Origin of the sequence: Hadarchaeum sp. (SeqCode), assembly GCF_049969415.1 — an archaeon.
In the GTDB taxonomy this organism is placed as follows: domain Archaea; phylum Hadarchaeota; class Hadarchaeia; order Hadarchaeales; family Hadarchaeaceae; genus Hadarchaeum.
The window spans coordinates 1-23,808 of record NZ_JBMFOX010000008.1; the positions used below are offsets into that span (position 1 = coordinate 1).

Sequence of the window (23,808 nt, forward strand, 5' to 3'; positions counted from 1 at the left end):
CCGATATTTGGAAGGAAAATCTTTGTTCATGATTTTCTACAATCCCTCGACAAGGACAAGAAACTCGTTTGAATGCGGCATGACACAGCTGGGCGGTCATGCCAACTTTTTGGACCTCACGGCGAGCTGGATAGCTTCAGAGGAGATAAAGGACACGGCGGCAGTTCTGTCCCGTTACGGCCACGGTATTGCCGTTAGGTGCTGTCCGGCGGGAAAGGAATACGGAACGGGGCACGACGTTATCCGCACCTATGGCAAGCATTCGACGGTCCCGGTCATCAACATGGAGGACGACAAGTTTCACCCCTGCCAGGGCATGGCCGACATAATGACCATCAAGGAGAAGATGAGGAAGTTTGAGGGTAAGAAGTTCACCATGTGTTGGGCACCGGGACACGTCAGGGCACCGCTGGCTGTGGCCCAGACCAATGTATTGTTGATGACTCGTTTCGGCATGGATGTTACCTTGGCCTATCCTCCTGGGTATGACTTGGATCCGGAGATCATCAAAAAGGCGAAGGAGTATTCCGAAGAGGCCGGCACTGAGTTCACGATAACCAATAACGTTGAGGAGGCCTACGAAGGGGCCGATGTGGTTTATCCAAAGTCCTGGATAAACTGGAAGCTTTATCAGGAAGGCGGGTTCACGGAAAAACTGTTACCGGATTATAGAAACAAGTTCTTGAACTGGACGTGCAGGCCGGAGTTGATTGACCTCTGCAACAAAAAAGCCATTTACATGCACTGCCTGCCCGCCGTGAGAGGGGAAGAGGTAGTGGACGAAGTTATCGACGGCCCTCACTCAGTGGTAATCGACCAAGCCGAAAACAGGCTACATGCACAGAAGGCCATAATGACGCTGACGATGGGTGGCGCCAGATAACTCTGGAAAAAAGGTATGTCAAATGTTAGTGGATGCGGTGATAAAGAATTGCAGGATAGTTGGAATTGAGGGTATTTGGTCTGCCGGAATTGGCATCGAGGGAGGAAAAATAGTAGTTATCGCGAAGGACCCGAACCTGCCCGCCGCGGAAAAATGTATAGACGCCCAAGGAAAATTTGTAATCCCTGGCGTCATAGATCCCCACGTTCACTATTCCATATACCGCCCGTACGAAGAGGACTGCAAAAGTGAGACAAGGGCCGCAGTTGCTGGAGGGATTACTACTGAAGCGCTGATGACGTGGGGCGGGATGGATAAACTAGTGGCACCTTATAAAGAAAAATTTGAAGAGGCCAAAAGGACCGTCGAGAAGCATGCCTTAGCCAACGTGGTTTTCATCGCTTGCCTGTTCACAGATCAACATATCCGCGAAATTCCAGAATGCGCTCGTGATTTGGGCATTACGCAGTTCAAGCATTGCATGTTTTTGAAGGGTAGCGATGCCGAGGCGCTTGGTCTGCCTTCTTTCGATGATGCAAAGCTATACACCGCCCTTGAGATCGCGTCGAAATTGGGACCCCCTACCATATCGATGATTCACGCCGAAAACGTGGAGATATACTACGGGCTGAAAGAAAGGCTGATGAAAGCAGGAAGGAAGGACCTGAAGGCTTGGACCGAGGCCAAGTCGAGCATCTGTGAGTCGGAGGCAGTAAGTCGGGTGATTGCCATCTCAGAACACCTCGGGGCCCCGATTTATCTAGTCCATATAAGTTCCAGGAAATCCCTCGATGCGATTATCCAAGCGCAAGCCAGGGGCAGCAAGATCATCGTGGAAACGTGTCCCCATTATCTGTCCCTGTCTTACAAAGATTTCCCCGATGATTACGTGCTAGCGAAGTGCAATCCACCGTTGAGAGATGAAAGGGATGTGGAAAGACTTTGGTGGGCAATTCAACGGGGATATGTTCATTGCATAGGAACGGATCACTGCGCCTCCACGGGTAAGGGCGCTCTCGACATCTGGTCGGCGCCCGCTGGTCTACCGGGTTTGGAGACGCTTCTTCCGGTGATGTTGAGTGAGGGGGTGAACAAGGGGAGGATTTCGATGGAAAAATTGGTTGAGGTCTGTTGTCATAATCCAGCGAAAGTTTTGGGATTGTTCCCGCAGAAAGGTATGATTGCAGTCGGTTCCGATGCCGATTTGGTGGTTGTGGATTTAAACAAGAGCAAAGTGGTGAAGGCGGATAACTTGCACACAGCATCGGACTTTACACCTTACGAGGGAAGGGAACTTAAGGGTTGGCCGGTTGTCACTATAGTTGGAGGCAATGTCGTTGTGGAAGATGGTGAGATAGTCGGGAGGCCCGGTGTTGGGAAATATGTCCCACGAAAACTCTCCTAACCCGTAATCAATCTCGGTTGCAGTTAGCTAAATTTGCTATGCGGGCAGCATCATCTTTTTAAGCGATTAAACTTTAGGGACAATGGTGAAAAGATGAGCAAAAATTATCTGAACAAAAAAATTTTGAGAGTAGATCTTTCGAATAAAAAGATAAAAGAACAAACCGTTCCGCAAGATTGGTTTGGGAAATATATCGGTGGAATGGGATTTGGTATAAAAATACTGTTTGATGAGGTGAATCCTAAGGTTGATGCATTTTCTCCCGAAAACAAGCTAATTTTTTCAATCGGTCCGCTAACTGGGACGATGGCCCCGATGTTCGCCCAGACGTGTGCCGTGACGAAATCTCCGCTAACCAATGGCGCGTTGAACACCTATGCGGGCGGATTTTTCGGGGCGGAACTCGCCCGGACGAACTACAGCACCATTGTGATTGAGGGCAGGGCTGAGAAACCGTGTTATCTGAGCGTTGAAGAAGATGGCGCTGAAATCGTTGATGCGGGAAGCCTCTGGGGAATGAAAACCATTCCAGCACAAGAGGCAATAAAAAAGGACTTAGGGAAGAATGTTCAGGTGGCATGTATTGGTCCAGCCGGCGAGAATCTCGTCAGATTTTCCTCGATCATAGCCGGCAGAAGGGCCTTTGGAAGAGGCGGTTCGGGTTCGGTGATGGGGTCCAAAAATCTGAAAGCGGTCGCTGTTAGCGGCGGTGAAAGATTACCCGAAAATGAAAAATTGGCTGAAGCCATCAAGGAAGCAAGGGAGATATTAAAGAACGCACTTTCCCAGGAATGGCATTTGACTGCGTTATTCTCCAGATACGGAACAAACGCCGCCATGCCGTCATTAAACGAAAGGGGCATGCTTTCGACAAGAAACCACCAAGAGGGAGTCTTCGAGGGCGTGAACAAAATAAGTGCGGAATATTTCGGGAAAAACCTCTTCGTGAAAAATGTTGCTTGCTTTGCTTGTCCAGTTGCCTGTGGCAGATTTTCAGTTGTTAAAAGCGGACCTTATGCCGGGACGCAGACCGAGGGGCCTGAATATGAAACGATCTACGCCTTTGGGTCAAACTGCGGCATCGACAGCGCCGAGGCGATAGCTAAGGCCGATCAACTGTGTGACGAGTACGGTATGGACACGCTATCCACTGGAGTCACGGTGTCTTTCGCGATGGAATGTTACGAGCGTGGCATAATAAATAAAAAAGACACGGGTGGATTGGAACTAAAGTTCGGAAACCATGAAGCCATGGTAAAGCTGGTGGAAATGATTGCCGAGCGTGAGGGTATTGGGGATCTTTTGGCCGAGGGTTCCAGAAGGGCATCGGAAAAACTGGATGTGGGATCGGAAGTTTTCGCCATGCAGGTTAAGGGCATGGAATTCGCGGCCTGGATGCCTGAGGCGATGAAGGGGATAGCCTGCACCTTCGCGACTTCTAACCGTGGAGCGTGTCACAAAAGGGCAATCATTGGCGACGAATTTTCCGGCAGGGCTGATCCTCTTGCCTACGAGGGAAAGGGTAAGTTGACAAAGGAGATTCAGGACAAGGTGAACGCGATTTTCACCTTGGTCGGCTGTAGATTTTCTGAGTGGACCTATCCACTTGACTTGTATCTAAAACTGTTAAATGCCGCAACGGGGATGAACTTCTCGGAAAAGGATTTCATCATGGTGGGCGAAAGAATTTGGAACATGGAGAGAATTTTCAGCGGATTTACCAGAAAGGATGACAGGCTGCCCGAGAGATGTTACACCCATCCAATTCCGTCGGGTCCGCTTGCAGGAACTCTTGTTGACAGGGAAAAGTTCGAGAAAATGCTTGACGAGTATTACGAGGCACGAGGGTGGGATAAGGAAGGAAGACCCACCGAGGCGAAGCTTAGAAAGCTGTCGATTTTAACCTGACGAATGAAATTTTTCCAACGTGAAATTCGTCTCCGCAGGCGATCATTGAGATCTCTGCGATACCTAGGGTGCTTTAAATTCAGCTCCAATAGCGTTGACAGAAGCTTTTTTCACAGGCGGCATGTGTACATCAGGCCACAAATTTCTCCACCAGTGCAAAGTTTGGCTTGCTTTACACATCTAAAAATTAATTTTTCAGCTTTTTTAAGAAAGTTTTTTCAGGAATAATAAACGAAAACCACGTTTTGAAAAATAAAGGAGTTAAAAAAAATTTATATAGCAGGCGTTTTAAAGTTCTACACATGACCGACCTAAGTGTTAGCTTTATGGGAAAGGAGTTGAAGAGCCCGATTCTTCTAGCGCCGGCGATGTACAACACTTTTGTGGGCTGGTTCCCGAAGTTTGCCCACAAGATTGCCAAAGCTGGCTGGGGAGGAATTGTGGCCAAAAATATAGTTACGGACGACGTGAGGGTTGGATTCTGCAGCGAACCGGCATTGTGGACCACCCGTATCGATACACCCGTGGGTAAGAGAATGAAAGAGGGCATGGCACTAGTGAATGCCGGGCCAGATGTCGAGTATTACTCGGAGAAAAAATTGGACGATCCGGCTGAGGAAATGTGGAGGATTAGCAAAGAAAGGATGAAAAAGGGAATTGAAAAGGCCCACGAGGAGGGATTGGTTGTCATCGGGAACTTCTCACCCACAGGGCCCGAAAATGCCGTAAGGATTGCTAAATTATATGAGGAGTGCGGATACGATGGACTTGAGTTCAACAGCGCCTGCCCGATGATACACGAGCTAGGGATGGGGGCCTTTGCCGTAGGCGTGTACACGGAAAAGTTACAGGAAATAGTAAAGGCAGTTAAGGAGGCCACCAGCCTCCCGCTGATGGTTAAGTTGAGTCCTCACACGCTCAGCTTCCCGGACACGGCTAGAGCGGTTGTTAAAGCTGGTGCTGATGCTGTTTCAGCCATAAACACCGTTCTGTCAATAATCGGCTTAGATGTCGAAACCGGATACCCGCTGTCGCGTTCTGCTGATGGAGGATTTTCCTCGCCGTGCGGATATTCAGGTCCACCGATTAAACCCATCGGACTAAGGGCCGTCTGGGAAATCGCCCGATCGGTGAAGACACAAGTCAGCGGCATAGGTGGGGCCCACGACTGGAAAAGCGTAGTTGAATACATGATGGTGGGAGCGACAACGGTTCAGCTCTCCACGGCGCCAATGTTCAAGGGACTTGGCGTTGGGCGGGAAATCTTGGATGGAATGATTGAGTTCATGAAGAGAAAGGGATATACTAGCGTACACGATTTCATCGGAATGTCAGTTTCCCGCATCGTGCCAGTCGGAGTAGCCACGTTTACTTCAGCCAAACCTGCGGTAGGCGTCGTCGATACTGAGAAGTGTACGGGATGCAGACGCTGTGAAATAGTGTGCGATGATAACTGCTCAAGTGCGGCGAAGGTCATCGATGGAAAAGCCGTAATTGATGACAACTTGTGCTTGGGTTGCGGGTTGTGTTCGGTGGTTTGTCCGGTGGAATGCATCAGCTACAAGCCGATAACGATGGAGAAGAAGCTCGAGATAATGAGGAACTTCCACCGCCAAGGTGAATGAACCCATAGAGCAATCGGTTTAGCAATTCCGCTAAAAATTGGTGAGGCTGAGTTTTAATGCTCAGCCTCAGCAAAATCCGTCTGATAACTGTTACGACTGGCGGCAGGAGCAAGTTGGTCTGAATCTAACAAACTGTAGATGGCTAGGTTTAGTGGGTGCTGTCAGAATTTTTCTTAAATTCAATTTTTAAAGCAAATTCAAAAATTAACTGTCCAGTTCCCCACCGCATTTAGTGTTTTCGGCAAGGATTCGGTGTTACGGATTAAAGGGCGAGTTCTGACATGGAAACAACTTTATTTTTGTAGGAAATCTATTAATTTAAAAAGTGAATAGTGATGCTATGTCTCTGAAAAGTTTCTTTGAGCCGTCGAGCGTCGCCGTGATCGGTGCCTCGCGCGAGCCCGGTAAGCTAGGGCATGAGGTATTCAAAAACATAATCGACGCCGGTTACAAGGGAAAAATCTATCCCATCAACCCTAAAGCACCCGATGTTCTGGGTGTAAAATGTTATCCGTCCATCAAAGATGTGCCGGAAGAGGTTGAACTTGCCGTGATTATTGTCCCAGCGCGTTTTGTCCCTTCGGTGATATCCGACTGTGGTGGCAAAGGCGTCAAGGCAGCAGTGGTCATCTCTGGTGGATTTGGGGAGACGGGACCAGCGGGTGCCGAACTAGAGCGCCAGCTGGTGGAAGCCGCAAGAAAAGCCGGAATTAGAGTTGTCGGGCCAAACTGCCAAGGGGTTAACAGCACCTCAGCGGGATTATGTGCCAGCTGGCCTCTGGTTAAGACAAAAGGGCCAATCTCGGTGATCTCCCAGAGCGGCACTGTCTTAGCCGCAATAGCCTGCTGGGCTGAGGAGGAGAAGGTGGGGGTTGACAAGATAGTGGCGTTGGGGAATAAATGCGATGTCGATGAAACGGAGCTGCTCGACTATTTCTCAAACGAACCGACGACGAAAGTCATCGCCCTTTATATCGAGGGTGTCAGAGATGGAAGAAAATTTTTCAGAGTTGCGCGTGCTGCGGCCGAGAAAAAACCGATAGTGGTTTTGAAGAGCGGGAAGACGGCCAAGGGTGCCAAAGCCGTGGCGTCGCACACGCGTTCTCTGGCGGGAAAGGACGCGATTTTTGATTCTGTTTTTAAACAGGTGGGCATCCAGAGAGCCTCGAGCGTGGAGGAGCTATATGATTTCTGCAAAGCATTTGCAGGTCTGCCCACCCCATCAGGAAATAATGTGGCCATAATCACAAGCTCTGGTGGCTCCGGAATTCTGGCTCTTGACGCTAGTGAGGAACTCGGGATGAACGTGCCCGATCTTCCCGCCGAGGTCCGTGAGAGATTGAAAGAAAAGTTACCTCCCGAATGCATACTCCGGAACCCGCTTGACCTTACTGGCAGTGCGACAGCCCAAATGTATGATGAGACTCTCAATATTTTGAACGAATCGGGAGAAATTGATGCCTTTGTCGTGATTGTCGGTGACCCCATGCCAGGAATATCAGAGGTTATTTCCAAGCATGTTTCCCGAGGCAGAACCATCGTCCCGGTCATGCTGGGTGGGGGTAAGGCAGAGGCTGAGGAGAAGACCAAACTGGCGAATGCGGGAATTCCGTTGTACTCCGATCCGATCCGCGGGGTTAGGGCTTTGGCTGCCTGCGTCCGCCGCGCTCAGTGGTTGGCTTCATCCAATAAATTTGGCAATGTTTAAAAGTTGAAATTGCTATTTCACTACAAGCAACACGGGGGAAAGGATTATGGTTGGTTTGAAAGGCGGACAGCTCGAGATACTATCTCAAGACGAGGTATGCAAAATTCATCAGAAGACAATGGAAGTTCTGGAAAAGGTTGGCGTCAAAGTGATGGAACCAAATGCTTTAAGAATTTTAAAGGAAGGCGGCGCGGAGGTGGACTTTAGGACAAATCGGGTTTTCCTTCCAGAGCATTTGGTTAAAGACGCGTTGAAGAAAGCTCCGGGAGAATTTACCCTTCATGCCCGAAATCCAAAATATGATGTTAAAATTGAAAAGAAGCGCGTTTATTTCGGCCCAATGATTGGCCGAATTTACATCCTTGATCTTGATACCGGGAAAAGGCGCATGACCAATTTAAAGGACGTAGAAGATTTGTGCAAAGTTGCGGACGCGATGGAGACCTACAGATTGATCCACGGCGGCGCCGTCATGCCCAACATCGACGGCGTGCCGGGAAAGGTCACCCATGTCCTCGGCTATATTGCCAGCGTTAAGAACACCTCAAAAGTGGTCAAAGCGACGGCGCGCGGCACAAAAAGGGCAAGGGACTGTTTGAAGATGGCCGCCATACTAGCAGGTGGGGAGGAAGAGCTGCGCAAGAAACCGATGATATACACCACCGTGAACCCGATCAGTCCCCTCCAGCATGCAACCGACATGACCGAGGGACTTCTGGAGTACGCCAAGATGGGACAGCCCGTTGATTTCGGCGTTGAGATTCAGGCCGGCGCTACTGGCCCCGTTACTTTGGCCGGAGTCCTCGTGCAACAGGGCGCGGAAATATTGAGTGGAGTTACCATCGCTCAACTAGTTAACCCAGGCACCCCAGTCTTCTACGGCACCTGTTCTACCATCATGGACATGAAACGCGGGCACATTGCTTTGGGCGCGATTGAGGCTGGCATCTTGAACGTGGCATCAGCGCAGATGGCGAGGTATTACAACCTGCCCTGTCGTGGTACCGCCGGCGATACCGAGTCCAAGCTAATCGACGTTCAGAACGGTTATGAGCGGGCCATGAACTTGCTGCTGGCATCTTTGGCCGGCGTAAATTACATTTTTTATCCCGGGACTTTGGAGTCGGCCAGAACCATTAGCTTGGAGCAGTTGATCATCGATGACGAGATCTGCGGGATGATTTATCGCGTTTTGAAAGGGATCAAGGTCGATGAAGATACTTTGGCCTACGATGTTATCGCTCAAACAGGCCCTGGCGGACACTATTTGGACAAAATGCACACGTTAAAGTATCTGATGGAAGAGCAATATTTCCCAAAGATAAGCGACCGGGAGACGCGAGAAAATTGGGAAAAGGCAGGTGCGAAGGACCTGTGGCAGGTGGCGCGGGAGAAAGCCAAGGAGATACTCGCGAAGCATGAGCCGGATCCGCTGGATAAAGAGGTTGAGAAGCAACTGATTGAATATGCTAAAGAGGTGGAGAAACGGGAGTTAAAGTAATGAGAACATTAGCACTGTGAAAGCTTGAACTGAGCCATACAAACATCTAAATATAACCTAGATGATTGGATTAAAGGTGATATTCGTGTCCAAAAAAGTTGAATTTCTATATCTGAGTCAAGAGGACGTTAGGGCCGCTGGTGGCCTCGACATGAAGATGACAATGGAAGCCATTGAAAGGGCCTTTAAACTCCTCAACGCTGGTCAGGTGATAATCCCTGACAAAATTGTTATGGAGCTTCCCCCGGGAGAAAGGGAACGAGGACGGATAAACGGCCTCGCGGCATACATCGGCGGGGATTGGGAAGTGGCCGGAATAAAGTGGATTCCCAGTTTCCCGAAAAATCCATTCCAACGCGGATTGCCTAGGGCCAGCGCACTTATTATCCTCAACGATACCCAAACGGGGTTGCCCTTAGTAGTAATGGATGGCACCATACCGAGCGCAATGAGGACTGGAGCCGTCGGCGGCGTAGGGGCAAAATATCTGGCTAGAAAAAACTCCGAAGTGCTGTGTTTGATAGGTCTGGGAGTTCAGGCAAGAACCCAAGCTATGGCGATAAAAGAGGCTTTGCCATCACTAAAGAAAATCCGTGGTTATGATAAGGCAGTGGAACGGGGGGTTGAGGGAGCTAAGGAGATTGAGAAATTAACGGGAGTTCCTACTAAATATTTCAGCACGCCGGAGGAAGCCGTCATGGGTGCCGACGTTATCGTCACCGCGACGGTAGCCAATGAACCTATCGTCAAGGAAAAATGGGTTAAGGATGGAAGTCTTTTCATCCACATTGGTTCCTATGTTGAGGAAGAGTATGAAGTGGTTCTGAACTCGGACAAAATAGTGGTGGATGACTGGCACGTGGTAAAACACCGCAAAACACCAGTTCTGGCAAGAATGTATGATGAAAAACTGATCACCGACAGCGACATCTACGCTAACCTTGATGAGATCGTGGCCGGGAAAAAACCCGGCAGGGAAAGCGACGATGAAAGGATCTTCTTTGCCCCGATAGGAATGGCACACGAAGACGTTGCCGTGGCCTCCATGATATACGAAAGGGCCAAGCGCGAGGGAATCGGAAAAACTTTGACGCTCTGGAATGAACCAATCTGGATTTAGGCCGATTTCGTCGTCGGCTGTGAGTCTTAATTATGTTTGTCTTACTTTTTAGACCTTTTGTTAAGTAAACTTTCTAAGTTAACATTTGAAAGCAAATCACGATCCCGCGACCGACCAACTATCCCATTTTGCCACGCAATGACAATTGAAGCTGTGTTCAGCGTCGATTTTCTTCACCGACAGAGATCCTTTTTCATCGACGATGAAGCCTCCGGCTGGCGATGCGGCCAAGAGTTTGGGCGGTATCTGCGGCCGTCAGATCAACGCGGGATACAGCTTCGCTGGCTGGGTGTCTATGCCGCGGTGGAACCTGTGGCAGTTGTACCATCTTCGGTACTCACTAATTCTGGCCAGCCACTCCGGGAACTTCCTCAGCAGGTTGACGAACTCCTCGGCGACGTTCCTGATGGTCCGCTCGACCTTCCCCTTGTCCTGCGGGTAGTACGGGTGCGCGAACAGCGGTTCTATCCCTTTTTCCCTACACCATCGCTTCCATCGTTCCTTGAACTGGGCACCGCGGTCGGTGAGGATCTTCCCCGGTTTCCTTCGAAGCTCTTCCAGGAGCCCCGTGAGTTCATCGGTCGTCGGCTCGTGGTCGAATTGCTCGCAGACCAGCAGATAGCGGCTGAAATCGTCCACGCAGACGGGGAACCAGTACTTCCGTCCTTGGAGCCAAAAGGGCCCCTTCACGTCCAGCTGCCACAGCTCGTCCGGCTTTTTGGCCCTGAAGAACTTCCAGGCCTTCTCCTCCCGGCCGTACCCGTTGAGCCCAAAGCGATTCAGCACCCCGTTTATCGCCGTCCTAGACAGGCGGATCCCCTGAACGTGGGGCTTGAGCTTCCTCCTCATGAACCCGGGGAGGTTTATCAGTGCCTGCCGTATCCGAGCGGTTCCCCAGCCGAACGTGGTGCGGAGCGCCACGATCGATGCCTCGACCTTTTTGGTTATTTTGCCCTTCCTCGGCTTCCTAGGCAGATCCCTGAAGCTCTCCCTGCCGCGGTGTTTGGCGCGCTTGCACCACTTCCATGCTGTTTGCCTGCCCACCCCGAAAGCCTCGGCCGCATCTTTTTTAGCCATGCCCTGCCTAATTACTTTCACCATCTGGCGGCGCTGGTCAGTATTGAGTCGGGGCATCGTGAGGTGTCTCGGTCCAGCCTCCGCCGGGTGGTCTTAGCTTTTGATGATAGGAATATTGGATTAAAATAGTAAAAGTGTTAACTTGGAAACTTTACTTAACAAGTAAGCCCATGATCATTTTGCGTTTTAGCAGAGCCTGAGATAAAAGCAAAACTTGGTTTTAACTTTTTCTCGTCTGTCATAAGCCAAGTTCAGGGGACAATTGGCAATTAAACCAGGCGCGAAAATTATTTTGATCTCGATTTATAAACAATACAAAAAATTCAGGCATTAACTTTAAATAGTAGTTCAAATAATTTTGAAATACTATGTACGACATTATCAAACCCGGCTTCGATGCCTTGGCCGAATATCTCTCAGCGCATGTGCTCACTTGTCTGGTGCCCGCTTTCTTCATCTCGGGGGCGATAGCAGCTCTCGTCAGCAAGGATACCGTCATAAAATACTTTGGAGCAAGGACGAAGAAGTGGTTGTCATACGGCGTCGCATCGATATCAGGGGCAATCCTGGCGGTTTGCAGCTGCACGATCTTGCCCATGTTTCAAGGCATATACAAGAGGGGGGCTGGAATAGGGCCCGCATTCGCCTTCCTGTTCTCCGGTCCCGCGATCAACGTCCTGGCAATAGTATTCACAGCCAGCGTGCTTGGGTTCGACATAGGGATCGCCAGGGCTGTAAGCTCAGTCTCCATGGCGGTGATAGTCGGACTGATCATGGCCACCATTTTCGAACGAGGTGCAAAGGGGGAGACGGCATCGGTTGCTCCAGCAGTTGCTCAAGTAGAAACTGCCGCCAGAACACGCCCCAAGTACATCTCCCCCATATTTTTTGTCCTGTTGATCGCGATACTGTTAATCGGCGCTTCCGGGCTAATCTCCTTGCTGTTCAGGTTGGCGGTCGTGTACCTCCTTACCATCGCGGTCGCCGTGATATTGATATTCTACTACACAAGGGACGAGGTCAAAAGCTGGGGGCACGAGACATGGTGGGTCACGAAAAAGATATTCCCGATCCTTCTGGTTGGAGTGTTTATAGTCGGGGTGATCGGCGGGGTCGCCGCGAATTTCTCGCCATCCCATGACCCATCGACTGCCGTGGGTGAACTGACAAAACCCTACCTTGGAAACAACACGCTTTTTGCGTGCCTGCTGGCTTCAGTCATCGGGGCGCTTCTTTACATGCCGACGCTGCTCGAGGTCCCGATAATCGGGACGTTTTTCGGGTACAGCTCAGGGCTCATGGCCCCCGGGCCTGCCCTCGCCCTCTTGCTGGCCGGACCAGCCTTGAGCCTGCCCAGCATGGTCGTGCTCGTGAGGATGGTCGGCTGGAAGAAGGCCGGCGTTTACATAGCGTTGGTGGTCATCATCGCCACGATGATCGGCATGATCTACGGGGCATTAGCATGATGGTCTTTACCTCCGACCACAGGAAGAGCTCATGAGGACCGGAGGCGACGAAGTTGACCGAGCTTGAGCAATACCGGGGCATCGGGCGCAGGATTCGAGAAATTCTAGCGCTCAAGTCCCCGTTAGTGGCTGTGAGCTTACTGAGCAAGCCAGAGGATATCCCCACAGGCGTCGAAGAACTCGACAGCCCAATGTTCTACTGCTGCATGGTAAAGTACGCCATGGCCGGCAATACGTTCTACGCAACAGATAAGCTCCATGAGTGCAAGAGAGGCGCTTCGGCCTTGGGCCTTACGGAACCTCCCAAAGAGGAAATTACTGGAGAATTCTACTTCAACAAGGCCTCATGCAGTTCGAGGATGGCCGCAAGGAGATATTTCGAGTCGGCTCCGTGCCTCAGAGCTGGGAGCGTGTACGCCACTCTACTCTCCCCACTTGAAACTGCCCCCTTAAAACCCGACGTGGTAATCGCGGAAACCATACCCAGAAGGGCATTGGAGGTGATACAGGCCTCCATATTTGAAAGGGGCGGGAAAGTTGAGAGCTGGTTCTCGGCACCGCGCCAGATATGCTCCTACTCAACCGTCAGGCCTTATCTTGGGAGCCTCAACATAACTTTCGCCTGCGAATTCTCAAGAAACAAGGCGAGGGAGATGGGGTTGGACTATTTGGATGAAGGTGTAATAATAGGCATTCCTGCCGAGCTTCTGCCAAGAATAGCGGAGAACCTTCCGCTCATCGGGTACATAAAGAAAAGACTTGGCGAGGCGGCACGGCATGACCTCGAAGTTTAGAAAATTGGGAACAGAGATAAAAGAGCTACTCGGCCTGAGATGGTCGCCCGTGGGAGTTCGATTAATGTCGACTGAGGGCGAAGTCTCGAATGCCGAAGCATTGGTCAAGCACCGATATTGTCAGGCGGTGATGAAGGCGAGAGAGGGACACAACATCCTGCTCAAAAAGGATGAACTCTCGTGCCCGGCAGCATCGTCGTCGTTCGGTTTTCGGGAATTAACGGATAACCTCAAGTCGGGCAAAGCCCTCGTTGGCTTTGGCATCGTTTCCGGTGAGCGCGTGGGGCAGAAGATGTTTGCCGACATGCCGAGGCTGCAACCCGGGTTTATCAAACAGATACATCTTTTCCCCTTGGACGGTTTCAACTACGAGCCGGATGTGGTGGTCGTGGAAGACGAGGTGGAAAAGCTTATGTGGATTGTTCTGGCATACCTGAACTTGAAAGGGGGCGAACGTGTGCAGGCCTCAACGGCCGTGCTTCAAGCCGCGTGCGTCGATGCCACGGTCATTCCCTATCTTGAGGACCGGCTGAATTACTCCTTCGGTTGCTACGGATGCAGGGACGCAACGAACATCGGGACAAACGAGGCGATCCTTGGTTTCCCGGGTTGCCTTTTGCCATCAATCGTTGAAAATTTAAGAAATCTATCGAAGAAAGCAATCCCCATGTCCCGCTCAAAGCAGGCTTGGTCTGCCCTTCAAAGGAGCCGCAGCTAGGCGGTGATGGTGAAGGCCGCGTTGGTATATCTGCCGGCTCCGGGAGCGGGAGTGAGGGAGTCTCCCAAGATCTCTACACAGCTGCTGGGCCTTGCGTGCTTTATCTTGATGCTGGAGGAGCGGATGACGCTGGAAAATGTAGATTTACACATTCCATTAACAAATTCCATGATTATGGTTTTTTCAACAGTGACTGTGACGACATATCCTTTGCCCAAAAAACATTCAATTCTAAGTTTCGCTATAACTTACTCTTCTGGCATGAAAAATTCACCCATCGCGATGGGAATCACAATCACATCTTTTGGTAAAGTGACTGCTCTTCCAATAGCAGTTAGTTATATATTTCAGATAGCCACCGCTATAGCATTTTATATGCTGTTTAGAAAAAAAAGGTGAGAAAACATGAAGGTGTTGTTGGTTTCGCCGCCAACGGAAAGCGCTCTAAGAAGAATCATGGGCACAACCGGACCCCCTCTTGGCCTAGCATATGTTGCTTCAATGGTGAAGGATGAACATGATGTGAAAATTATCGACTCAATTGCGGAAGGATATGGGAAGGAAGATGTGGCCACTATAATAAGAAATTTTGACCCCGACGTAGTTGGCTTAACGGCAACAACTTCGATGATGCCAGATGCCTACGAAATAGCAAAGATCGCCAAGGAGGTAAATGAAAACGTGAAGATTATTTTAGGCGGCCCCCACGCAACTTTTATGCCAGAGAGGACCATGCAAGAATGCCCTTACATAGATTTTATTGTAAGGGGAGAAGGGGAACACGCATTTAAAGAGTTGGTTGATGCCCTTGAAAGGGATGGGGATCTCAAGGGCATAAACGGCTTAACTTTCAAAAGAAATGGAAAAATAATAAATAATCCTCCAAGAAAGCTGATAAAAAATATTGATGAAATTCCAATTCCATCTTATGACCTACTCCCCATGAAAAAATATAAGCTAAACAAAATTGAATTTGGGACAATAATTACAAGTAGGGGTTGCCCGTTCAACTGCACGTTCTGCTCTTCGTCCTTGCAATTCGGGAAGAAATGGCGGGCGCACAGTGTGGAGAGGACAATAGATGAACTATCCTTGCTTAGGGATGAATACGGTAAAAAGGAAATAGAATTTTTGGATGATACATTTACTTTATTAAAACCAAGAGCTATTGCGATAGCCAATAAAATAAGGGAAGAGAGGTTGGATATTTCGTGGGCTGCGTCTTCAAGGGTGGATACATTTTCTACGGAAATTGCAAACGCGATAAAAAATGGAGGAGCCCACACAGTATATTTCGGTATAGAATCAGGTTCTCAAAAAACACTTGATTTCATCGGGAAGGGATTACGCTGGAGGAATCAGAGCTGGCCGTGAAAAATGCCAAGAAAGCGGGATTGCATGCCTTAGGTTCTTTCGTGATAGGCTTTCCAGAGGAAAGTAATGAAGATGTTAACAAAACAATAAAATTTTCGAGAAAAGTTGGAGTTGACTTTGCCCAATTTGCCATTGCTACTCCTTACCCGGGAACAAAATTGTGGCTGTACGCATTGAAAGAAAAATTGCTTCTCACGATGAACTGGAGAAAATTCACAACATTGGAACCTGTGATGAAATTAAAGTATTTCACGACATCTCAGATAGCAAAAGTTTTGAAATTGGCCTACGTGAAATTTTATCTTCGTCCAAAAACGCTGGCAAGGGATCTAATAGAGGATAAAGGGCTCATATTTAGAAAGGCGGTGCGCTACCTGGCCACCGAGTTATTTCAAGGGAAATGGCATGGCGTAAAATGATAACTACAACGACGATGGATATTAAGGGCCGTGATCGGCGATCCGGTTACAAGATACCAAACACCAAGCTATTGCCGATTTTTAAAGATTAATCAACACACCATCCCCCGCCAACGTCGCGCGCGAAATAAAAAGCTTCGGAAGGTTAAGCGTGCTTGGAATACAGGAGGCCCACTGATCCTCCGAAAGGTTTAAGTAGGAATTTCAAATAAAGTTGAAATGGTGATTAATTGAAGATAAGGATTTTCGGCACGGTACCGCCATGCATGAAGTGCAAGGCGGCTGAGAAGACGGTAAGGGAGGCCGTGAAGGAACTCGGTTACAAGGACATCGAAGTTACAAAAGAGGATGCGCTCTCCGAAGAGGCCGGAAAACTCGGCATAATGATGACGCCGACGGTAATGATAGATAAAAAAGTCATAACAGTCGGAAGAGTCCCGACCAAAGAGGAAGTTAAAAGAGCAATAGAAGAGATCAGGGAGGGTGGTTGAAATGGCAAAGTTGGAAGTTTTCACGGCTGAGCCTCCATGTCCGGGCTGCTTAAAGCTCCTCGAACTTGCCGACAGGATAAAGGAAGAATACGGCGACAGGGTGGAAGTCGTGAAACACATAGGGCCCTGCGACGAGTTCACGAAGTACGGCATAACGGTGGTCCCCGCGGCCGTTGTCGACGGAAAGATAAAACTGATGGGGGTCTGTCCGAGCGAGAAGACCCTGAAAACTGCCCTATGGGAGGCCGGGGCATGAAGATACTTGTGGAAGTCTTCGCTTCTCTTCCTCCATGTTCGGGAGGGAGAATGGTAAAGAAGATGATGCGCGATATAGCTGAGAAATACGGGGATAGAGTTGAGATAAAAATCTACGAGGGTACAAACGAAAAAGTCAAGGAGTATGGGATAGAGACAACTCCTGCCATTGTTATCGATAGGGACATCAGGATAATAGGTGTGGCACCGAGCATGGAGACGCTGGAAAATGCCCTGAAAGAAGCAGGGCTGTGAACTATTTATTATGCCAGGACGGAAGTTTACTCTGCTGAAACCATGGGGAAAAAGCAGTTTCTCAGGCTTAGGTCCAAGGTTCCTCCGGACTACATCATCTCCGATGATGTTTTGAGGCGAGTGGAGGAAGAGATGCAAACGAACACAAAGGACACGCTCAGATTTTTGCAGGCCATGTCTCACCCGACAAGGCTGCGTATACTCAGGGCTTTGAGGGTCAAGGAGCTGTGCGTGTGCGTGTTTGTCGCCCTGATGAAGATCAAGTATTCGAAGCTCTCTTACCATTTGAGGTTATTGAAGGAGGCCGGGCTGGTGGATTTCAAGAAGGACAAAAATTTTTTGATATACAGGCTCACGGACCTCGGCAGAAAAGTCCTGGATGACGTCGAGGGCTGAATTTGTGGGCTATTAGCGGGGAACCCCATATCCCCGGTTCACGGGCTTAGGGTTCACGTCTCCCCAATCCTTATATACTGCTTAGGATATTATGAATATAAGTTCATATGAGGTAAAACCATGACGGAAGAGAGAAAGCTTGGCCTCTGGGAAAAGTATCTTACCCTCTGGGTAGCCCTCTGCATCCTCCTTGGGATCCTACTAGGCAGAACCGTGCCACAGATCTCGGAAATACTAGCTGAATTTCAGTTCGCCCAAGTCTCCATCCCAATAGCAATCTGCCTCTTTTTCATGATTTATCCCATCATGGTTCAAATCGATTTTCGGGAGGTCAAAAGGGCCATCCAGTCTCCAAAGCCCGTAGGCCTAACTCTCTTCATGAACTGGGCGGTGAAACCGTTCACGATGGCCTTCTTTGCCTGGTTTTTCCTGAGCGTCGTCTTCGGCCAATTCCTGACGCCCGAGCAAATCCAGCAATATCGGGCTGGGATGATCCTGCTCGGGGTGGCTCCCTGCACGGCGATGGTGCTGATGTGGAGCTATTTGGCTAAGGGAAATGTCGCCCACACTCTGGTAATGACCGCAATTAACTCTCTGACCATGGTCATCCTTTACGCGCCAATGGCAACCTTCCTGCTCGGCATCTCCGGGATTGAGGTTCCCTGGGTCACCATCGCCCTGACGGTGACCGTATATATTGTCACCCCTCTGATCGCGGGCTATTACACCCGAAAATGGGCGATTGAAAGAAAGGGCCTGGAATGGTTCCAAAGAAAGCTTGTCACACCGCTGGTCAAAATCGCCATAGCGGCCTTGCTGATAACCCTCGTCGTCCTGTTCTCTTATCAGGGGCACCTTCTCCTTGCCATACCAGCAATAATCGGCATGATAACTGTGGGCATCTTCGCCAACATCCTCGTCATCTTTGCAATACCCTACGTCATTGCCAAAAAGATCCACCTCTCTTACGAGGACGCCGCGCCGGTGGCGATCATCGCGGGTAGCAACCACTTTGAGGTCGCGGTCGCCGTCGCCATCACGCTGTTCGGGGTGCAATCGGGTGCCGCCCTAGCCACCGTGGTCGGCGTCCTGACCGAGGTCCCGTTGATGCTCTTCCTAGTCTGGCTCTGTAAAAAAACGAGGGGATATTTCGATTAAAGCGCGACTTTATTTTTATAGGTGGAAAATATCGGATGCTGAAGGGTGCTCGCAATGAGCGTAGAGGAACAGCTCAGGGTGCTGAAATGCGTGAGCGACCGGACAAGGCTGCAAATCTTGCGCCTGCTGAAAGAAGGGGAAAAATGCGTGCGCGACATGGTGGAGATAATCAACCAAGAGCAATCCCTAGTCTCGCACCATCTGCGTGAAATGAGAAAGTGCGGGCTGGTGAAAACGCGGCGCGAAGGAAAAAGGATAATCTACCGTCTCGCCGATGACTCGATCGTCAGGCTTCTGGATGATGTGGACCTGATTTCCAAAAAATTCTGCAGGTAACCTGAGTAATCTCCGTTCCCCATTAACCGCTCAAATCAGAAATCTCCTTCGCTATCAACTTCAGCGATTTCAACGGTTCCGGCCCGATTGGGGAGCCGATTACGATAGTGGTTACTCCAATTCTCGCCAGCTCCTCCACCCGGTCGGCCAGCACCTCGACGCCACCGCAAACCGAGAACTCGTCCAGCATCTCATCTGTGACTGCCTCCCTCGCCCTAGCCAAATCCCCCCGGCGCAGGTATCTTCTTACCACCTCCACATCCTCGGCCGAAATTGCCCGGTGGGCCAGCGACTTCTCCGGAGCTGATGAAGCAACGAAGGCAACGACCCCCCGCGCGGCATCGCGGGCCCTTTTCCCATCGCTGTCTATTGAAACCGCCAAATAGGCCACAAAGTCAAACGCTGCGTGAGCACGTCCGCCCTGAATCATGCCCTCTTTGATGCTCTTGACCGAGTCCTCGATGTCAACCGGATGAGAGGCGTTAATGAGGGCACCGTCGGCCACCTCACCTGCCAGCCTGAGCATCCTCTGCCTCCTGCCTCCAATGTAGATCGGGATGTGGTTTCCCGGTTTAAACCTGAGCCTGGCCCCCCGGCAGGTGAAGCACTCCCCCTCAAAATCCACTTTTTCCCCAGCGAGCAAGCCTCGGATAATGTGAATCGCCTCACGAACGCTGGTGACCGGCTTGGTCTGTTCCACCCCCACCGTCTCTAAAAAAAATGGATCGCCGGATGACATTCCTAGCAGCGCCCGCCCCTTGGAGATTTCATTGAGGGTGGCCACCGCGGCCGCCGTCACCGCCGGATGGGTGAGATAAGGATTGGTCACCCCGGGTCCCAGCTGAACCCGGTGAGTATTCAAGGCAAGCTGGGCCAGCACCGAATGAACGTAGCGGTTGTGATAGTGATCGCAGACCCAGATCTGCTGAAAACCCAGCTGCTCCACCTCCTTGGCCAGCGCAACCATCGTGTCCAGCCGCAGGTAGGGAACAAATTCTACGCCAAACCTCAAGGGAACACCATCTGATTTAAGCCGTCCGGATTAATAATCCCCTTCGGTGCCCTATGCAGCTCATCCCGATAAAAGGCATCCCGATGGTCAGACGTGGTGACGACATTGGTGAGCTGATCATAGAGGCAGCGGAAAAACAACATCTGAAAATAGAGGACGGTGATGTCCTGGCCGTGGCCCAGACGGTGATCTCCAAGGCCGAGGGAGAAGTCGTCGACCTTCGCGCGGTCAGGCCCAGCCAGCGCGCCATCGAAATCGGCAGAAAGATTGACAAGGACCCGCGCGTGGTTGAGGTCATCCTTCAGGAATCTGCCGAGATCGTCAGATTGGCGCATGTAATCATTTCCCGGACCAAACATGGCTTTGTCTGCGCCAACGCCGGCGTGGACCAATCCAACGTTGACCACGAGCACGTGACGCTTCTCCCCCGCGACCCCGACGCCAGCGCCGCCAAGATTCGAGATACCATCAGGAAAAAATTGGGGGCAGATGTTGCAGTGGTTGTGACCGACACGCAGGGGCGGCCCTTCCGTTGTGGCTGCATCGGAACTGCCATCGGAGTTTCGGGCATGAAACCTCTGCTGGACATGCGCGGCAGGCGGGACCTCTACGGGAAGGAGCTGAAGGTAACCGTGACCTGTCCTGCCGACTCGCTGGCTGCCGCGGCCGTAATGCTGATGGGTGAATCTAATGAGGGCATCCCGGCCGTGCTGATCAAAGGGGCCAGCTACGAGCGGGGAAACGGCGCAATCCGCGAACTTATCAGGGCCCCGGAACTCGACCTCTTCAGGTGATGACTTGCTGACGGTACTGTCCGGAGGCACCGGAACACCCAAACTGCTTCAGGGGCTCGTCCATCTGGTGAAGCAGGAGGAGCTGTCCATCATCGTCAACACCGGGGAGGACCTGGAGATTTCCGGCCTCTACGTCTCACCGGACATCGACACCGTCATGTACACCTTGGCCGGCATAGTCAACGAGGAAACCTGGTACGGCATAAGGGGAGACACGTTTGAGGAACACGAAAGGCTCAGGCGCGAGGGCCGGCCCGAGCTGCTCCGCATCGGCGACCGGGATCGCGAGGTTAAAAAAAGACGCACCCTGCTCCTACAAAGAGGTCACCCCCTTTCCGCCGTTACCCGAGAACTCTGCAAAAATTTTCATGTCCTTGCCAACGTGCTGCCCATGTCCGATGACAGGGTTACCACGCACATTGACACCGAAGCGGGCGTGTTGACCTTTCACGAATTCTGGGTCGCTAGGCGAGCCCGGGACAGGGTGAGATCCGTAACCTTTGACGGCGCTGAGTCTGCCCGGGCCGCTCCCGGGGTCCTAGAGGCGATAGAAAACAGCGAGGCCGTCATCATCGGTCCCAGCAACCCTGTGACCAGCATTGGTCCTATCGTGGCAATTAAGGAGATAAGATCTGCCTTGGAAAAGGCACGAAAAAAAATCATCGCCGTCTCACCAATCGTGGGCAGTTCACCCGTAAGCGGCCCGGCGGGGGTCCTGATGAGTGGGATGGGTTACGAGGTTAGCCCGTTGGGTGTGGCGCGGTATTATCGCGATTTCACGGGCAAGCTGGTGATTGACAAAAGGGATGAAGGGCTGGCGCCGAAAATTGAGGAGCTTGGGCTAAAGACTTTTTCCACCGATCTAATGATGCCCGATCTGCCCTCGCGGATTAAGCTCGCGAGATCTGTCCTAGCCTTTGCCGGATTGAAAATCGAAGACGGCTCCTGCTGAACTCGTGCTAAATTAACTCGTAAGTGGTGGTTCGCTGCCGCGGGATCCGCCCTATCTCCAGAATTAGGTTTTCCAGCTGTTCCGCGGTCATGCTGCTCAAGTTTCCTCCTGCGGCCCGGGTTATGTGTTCTTCCATCAGCGTGCCACCCAGGTCGTTTGCACCCGCCGTGAGCATGAGCTGGGCGCCACGAGGACCAAGCTTCACCCATGAGGCCTGAATGTTGTCCACGTGGCCAGCGAGCATTAACCGAGCCACTGCATGCAGGCGCAGGCTGTGGGTCAGGTCGGGGAATGGTTGCAAATTAAATTCCCGCCCCAGCGGGGTGTTCTGGGACACGAAGCCCAACAAAACGAACTCGGTAAAGCCTTTAGTCTCCTTCTGGATTTCCCGGATGATGGAGATGTGCCGAGCCTGTTCCCAAGGCGTTTCCACATGGCCGTACATCATCGTCGCGCTCGTGGGCAGGCCCAAACGATGGCAAGTCTTTATTGTCCTCACCCACTGCTCGGTGGAGATCTTCTGAGGGCAAATGATGGAACGGACCCGGTCCACTAAAATCTCGGCTGTCGTTCCAGGAACTGAATCCAATCCTGCTTCCTTAAACTTCCTGATCACCTCCTCCAAGCTCCTGCCCTCCTTCTCCGCGATATAGTTAATCTCCGCGGGCGAAAAAGCGTGGATGTGGACCCTAGGAGCCACCTTCCTCACAGTGCGAAGAATTTCAAGATAGTCCTCCAGGCCAAAAAAAGGGTGCAACCCGCCTTGGATGCAAACCTCAGTGGCGCCCGCTTCCAGTGCCTCAATGACCTTCATTTCAATCTGCTCCTGAGATAAAACGTAAGCCTGGGGATCTTCAAGGGAACGATGAAAGGCGCAAAACCTGCAGCTACCGATGCAGATGTTGGTGAAGTTTATGTTTCTGTTTTTCACATAGGTGACGATATCACCGACCCGGCGCCTTCTCACCTCGTCGGCCGCCTGGATCAACTCCTGCAGCCTCCTGCCCTCGGCCTGAAGTAGCAGCGCTCCCTCCTCCACACTCAGCTCATCTCCGGCCAGAGCGCGCTGCAGGATTTCCCTGAATCTAGAGCGGTTCGGCGCGATAGCCTTCCTCATCGGCAAGGTCGAGGACAAGTCTCTTCACCTCACTTGACATAAACCTGCTGGCTCTTATGAATGCTGGGTAAATGGGCAGCCTCTCCCGGGGCCTGCAACCGGCGAATTCTATGGCGGAGCGAAGCTGAGCCGGGCTGGGCCAAGGCCGGTTCACGTTGATGAAGTCCGGGGTCACGGAGGAGATGCCGCCGAAGTCAGAGGCACCCGCCGAAATCGCCTTTGAGACGGCAATCTTGAACTTCGGGTTCTCCGGACCAACCACGGAGCCATTAAGGCTCAGCAGATTCGGGGGGACCTGAACGCTGACGCCGGGAAGAATCGAGCGGGCCAGGGCCACCGTGGTCAACAGGGTTTCCTCGTCCGGAACCGGCCACGACTGCATCACCGTTCCAGGCTTGGGGTCGAAGGGCTGGATGATCACCTCCTGAATATGGCCGTATTTTTCCTGCAGATTCCTGATCTCCAACAAAGATTGGGCGCGATCTTTCTGACTCTCGCCAATTCCTATCAGGATTCCGGTGGTGAAAGGTATGCCTAACTTACCCGCCGCTTCGATGGTTGCCAGCCTCAGCTTGGGGTCCTTGCCCGGGCTCATGGAATGGGCCGGGAGCTGCGCGGTGGTCTCCAGCATTAGCCCCATGCTGGCGTTATAGCGGCATAGGCGCTGCAGCTCTGACTGTTCCAGAACTCCGGCGTTGGTGTGGGGAAGCAGCCCAATCTCGAGTATCTGTCTACAAAGGTCCACAAGGTAATCCACGGTGGTGCGATAGCCGAACTCGTCCAGCCTTTCCCTCGCCGACGGATGAACCTCTGGAAACTCGCCTAGGGTCAGCAGGGCCTCGGAGCATCCCGCCTCCCTGCCCCGCCTGGCCAGAGACAAAACCTCCTCCGGGGACATGAACCAAGCACCGTCACCGGGGTCCCTTCTGAAACCGCAGTAGTGGCAACGATTGCGACAGAGGTTGGTCACGGGGATGAAGACGTTACGGGAGTAACTGATCTCCTTTTTAAGAACCAAGGCCCACCACCTCAAGACAACCATAA

General features: G+C 51.4%; 25 protein-coding genes. 21 read left to right on the top strand and 4 right to left on the bottom strand.

Annotated elements, in window-relative coordinates; all coding sequences use genetic code 11:
• The 7 genes from ACP5PX_RS03160 to ACP5PX_RS03190 all read left to right on the top strand — a co-directional run.
• The coding region (locus tag ACP5PX_RS03160; RefSeq protein ID WP_428083882.1) for an ornithine carbamoyltransferase at positions 1 to 883 on the top strand (883 nt) is incomplete at its 5' end.
• Between the two features lie 22 nt (positions 884 to 905).
• A complete protein-coding gene (locus ACP5PX_RS03165; protein WP_428083884.1) occupies positions 906 to 2,288 on the top strand; it encodes a dihydroorotase in 1,383 nt (460 codons plus the stop codon).
• 93 nt (positions 2,289 to 2,381) lie between these two features.
• Positions 2,382 to 4,196: an aldehyde ferredoxin oxidoreductase family protein gene (locus ACP5PX_RS03170; RefSeq protein ID WP_428083886.1), complete on the top strand. Its 1,815-nt coding sequence runs from the start codon at positions 2,382 to 2,384 to the stop codon at positions 4,194 to 4,196.
• Between the two features lie 326 nt (positions 4,197 to 4,522).
• Positions 4,523 to 5,821, top strand: coding sequence for a 4Fe-4S dicluster-binding protein (locus tag ACP5PX_RS03175; protein ID WP_428083888.1), 1,299 nt, complete (start codon positions 4,523 to 4,525; stop codon positions 5,819 to 5,821).
• Positions 5,822 to 6,161: 340 nt separating this feature from the next.
• On the top strand, positions 6,162 to 7,529 hold the full coding sequence (locus ACP5PX_RS03180; RefSeq protein ID WP_428083890.1) for an acetate--CoA ligase family protein: 1,368 nt from the start codon (positions 6,162 to 6,164) through the stop codon (positions 7,527 to 7,529).
• 46 nt (positions 7,530 to 7,575) lie between these two features.
• Positions 7,576 to 9,030, top strand: a complete 1,455-nt coding sequence (locus ACP5PX_RS03185; protein ID WP_428083892.1) for a trimethylamine methyltransferase family protein — start codon at positions 7,576 to 7,578, stop codon at positions 9,028 to 9,030.
• Positions 9,031 to 9,115: 85 nt separating this feature from the next.
• The gene (locus ACP5PX_RS03190) at positions 9,116 to 10,150 is read left to right on the top strand and encodes an ornithine cyclodeaminase (protein ID WP_428083894.1); all 1,035 of its coding nucleotides are present in this window, start codon (positions 9,116 to 9,118) and stop codon (positions 10,148 to 10,150) included.
• Between the two features lie 255 nt (positions 10,151 to 10,405).
• On the opposite strand, the gene ACP5PX_RS03195 is transcribed toward ACP5PX_RS03190, so the two are convergent.
• Positions 10,406 to 11,284 carry a DDE-type integrase/transposase/recombinase gene (locus ACP5PX_RS03195; protein ID WP_428083896.1) on the bottom strand — a complete coding sequence of 293 codons (879 nt, stop codon included), beginning with the start codon at positions 11,282 to 11,284 and terminating at the stop codon, positions 10,406 to 10,408.
• Between the two features lie 311 nt (positions 11,285 to 11,595).
• Between ACP5PX_RS03195 and ACP5PX_RS03200 the strand changes: the two genes are divergently transcribed.
• From ACP5PX_RS03200 to ACP5PX_RS03255, 12 genes are all read left to right on the top strand, one after another.
• A complete protein-coding gene (locus tag ACP5PX_RS03200) occupies positions 11,596 to 12,693 on the top strand; it encodes a permease (RefSeq protein WP_428083898.1) in 1,098 nt (365 codons plus the stop codon).
• Positions 12,694 to 12,746: 53 nt separating this feature from the next.
• Complete coding sequence (locus tag ACP5PX_RS03205) at positions 12,747 to 13,487, top strand: DUF169 domain-containing protein (protein ID WP_428083900.1); 741 nt, start codon at positions 12,747 to 12,749, stop codon at positions 13,485 to 13,487.
• Positions 13,471 to 14,205 carry a DUF169 domain-containing protein gene (locus ACP5PX_RS03210; RefSeq protein WP_428083902.1) on the top strand — a complete coding sequence of 245 codons (735 nt, stop codon included), beginning with the start codon at positions 13,471 to 13,473 and terminating at the stop codon, positions 14,203 to 14,205. The genes ACP5PX_RS03205 and ACP5PX_RS03210 overlap by 17 nt, the downstream gene beginning before the upstream one ends.
• A 6-nt stretch (positions 14,206 to 14,211) precedes the next feature.
• Entirely contained in the window at positions 14,212 to 14,604 is a 393-nt protein-coding gene (locus ACP5PX_RS03215) for a hypothetical protein (RefSeq protein ID WP_428083904.1), read from the top strand.
• Positions 14,605 to 14,610: 6 nt separating this feature from the next.
• Positions 14,611 to 15,579, top strand: a complete 969-nt coding sequence (locus ACP5PX_RS03220) for a B12-binding domain-containing radical SAM protein (protein ID WP_428083906.1) — start codon at positions 14,611 to 14,613, stop codon at positions 15,577 to 15,579.
• Positions 15,576 to 15,998: a hypothetical protein gene (locus ACP5PX_RS03225; protein ID WP_428083908.1), complete on the top strand. Its 423-nt coding sequence runs from the start codon at positions 15,576 to 15,578 to the stop codon at positions 15,996 to 15,998. Before ACP5PX_RS03220 ends, ACP5PX_RS03225 begins: the two co-directional genes overlap by 4 nt.
• A 230-nt stretch (positions 15,999 to 16,228) precedes the next feature.
• Positions 16,229 to 16,489 carry a thioredoxin family protein gene (locus ACP5PX_RS03230; RefSeq protein WP_428083910.1) on the top strand — a complete coding sequence of 87 codons (261 nt, stop codon included), beginning with the start codon at positions 16,229 to 16,231 and terminating at the stop codon, positions 16,487 to 16,489.
• A gap of 1 nt (position 16,490) precedes the next feature.
• Positions 16,491 to 16,745 carry a thioredoxin family protein gene (locus tag ACP5PX_RS03235; protein WP_428083911.1) on the top strand — a complete coding sequence of 85 codons (255 nt, stop codon included), beginning with the start codon at positions 16,491 to 16,493 and terminating at the stop codon, positions 16,743 to 16,745.
• Positions 16,742 to 16,999 carry a thioredoxin family protein gene (locus tag ACP5PX_RS03240; RefSeq protein ID WP_428083913.1) on the top strand — a complete coding sequence of 86 codons (258 nt, stop codon included), beginning with the start codon at positions 16,742 to 16,744 and terminating at the stop codon, positions 16,997 to 16,999. The genes ACP5PX_RS03235 and ACP5PX_RS03240 overlap by 4 nt, the downstream gene beginning before the upstream one ends.
• A gap of 42 nt (positions 17,000 to 17,041) precedes the next feature.
• The gene (locus ACP5PX_RS03245) at positions 17,042 to 17,395 is read left to right on the top strand and encodes an ArsR/SmtB family transcription factor (protein ID WP_428083915.1); all 354 of its coding nucleotides are present in this window, start codon (positions 17,042 to 17,044) and stop codon (positions 17,393 to 17,395) included.
• A gap of 120 nt (positions 17,396 to 17,515) precedes the next feature.
• Entirely contained in the window at positions 17,516 to 18,553 is a 1,038-nt protein-coding gene (gene arsB, locus ACP5PX_RS03250; RefSeq protein ID WP_428083916.1) for an ACR3 family arsenite efflux transporter, read from the top strand.
• Positions 18,554 to 18,607: 54 nt separating this feature from the next.
• On the top strand, positions 18,608 to 18,889 hold the full coding sequence (locus tag ACP5PX_RS03255) for an ArsR/SmtB family transcription factor (RefSeq protein WP_428083918.1): 282 nt from the start codon (positions 18,608 to 18,610) through the stop codon (positions 18,887 to 18,889).
• Positions 18,890 to 18,911: 22 nt separating this feature from the next.
• On the opposite strand, the gene ACP5PX_RS03260 is transcribed toward ACP5PX_RS03255, so the two are convergent.
• Positions 18,912 to 19,901: a 5,10-methylenetetrahydromethanopterin reductase gene (locus tag ACP5PX_RS03260; protein WP_428083920.1), complete on the bottom strand. Its 990-nt coding sequence runs from the start codon at positions 19,899 to 19,901 to the stop codon at positions 18,912 to 18,914.
• Between the two features lie 53 nt (positions 19,902 to 19,954).
• Here ACP5PX_RS03260 and cofE point away from each other — a divergent pair, with 53 nt between their 5' ends.
• Together cofE and cofD are read left to right on the top strand one after the other, a co-directional pair.
• Positions 19,955 to 20,695: a coenzyme F420-0:L-glutamate ligase gene (gene cofE, locus ACP5PX_RS03265; RefSeq protein ID WP_428083922.1), complete on the top strand. Its 741-nt coding sequence runs from the start codon at positions 19,955 to 19,957 to the stop codon at positions 20,693 to 20,695.
• Between the two features lie 4 nt (positions 20,696 to 20,699).
• On the top strand, positions 20,700 to 21,647 hold the full coding sequence (cofD, locus tag ACP5PX_RS03270; RefSeq protein ID WP_428083924.1) for a 2-phospho-L-lactate transferase: 948 nt from the start codon (positions 20,700 to 20,702) through the stop codon (positions 21,645 to 21,647).
• A gap of 7 nt (positions 21,648 to 21,654) precedes the next feature.
• Here cofD and cofH read toward each other — a convergent pair whose 3' ends face one another.
• Both cofH and cofG read right to left on the bottom strand, forming a co-directional pair.
• Positions 21,655 to 22,764 (bottom strand): 7,8-didemethyl-8-hydroxy-5-deazariboflavin synthase subunit CofH, encoded by a 1,110-nt coding sequence (gene cofH / locus ACP5PX_RS03275; RefSeq protein WP_428083926.1) that lies wholly within the window; start codon positions 22,762 to 22,764, stop codon positions 21,655 to 21,657.
• Positions 22,733 to 23,782, bottom strand: a complete 1,050-nt coding sequence (cofG, locus tag ACP5PX_RS03280) for a 7,8-didemethyl-8-hydroxy-5-deazariboflavin synthase CofG (RefSeq protein ID WP_428083928.1) — start codon at positions 23,780 to 23,782, stop codon at positions 22,733 to 22,735. Before cofG ends, cofH begins: the two co-directional genes overlap by 32 nt.
• Positions 23,783 to 23,808: the final 26 nt, after the last annotated feature.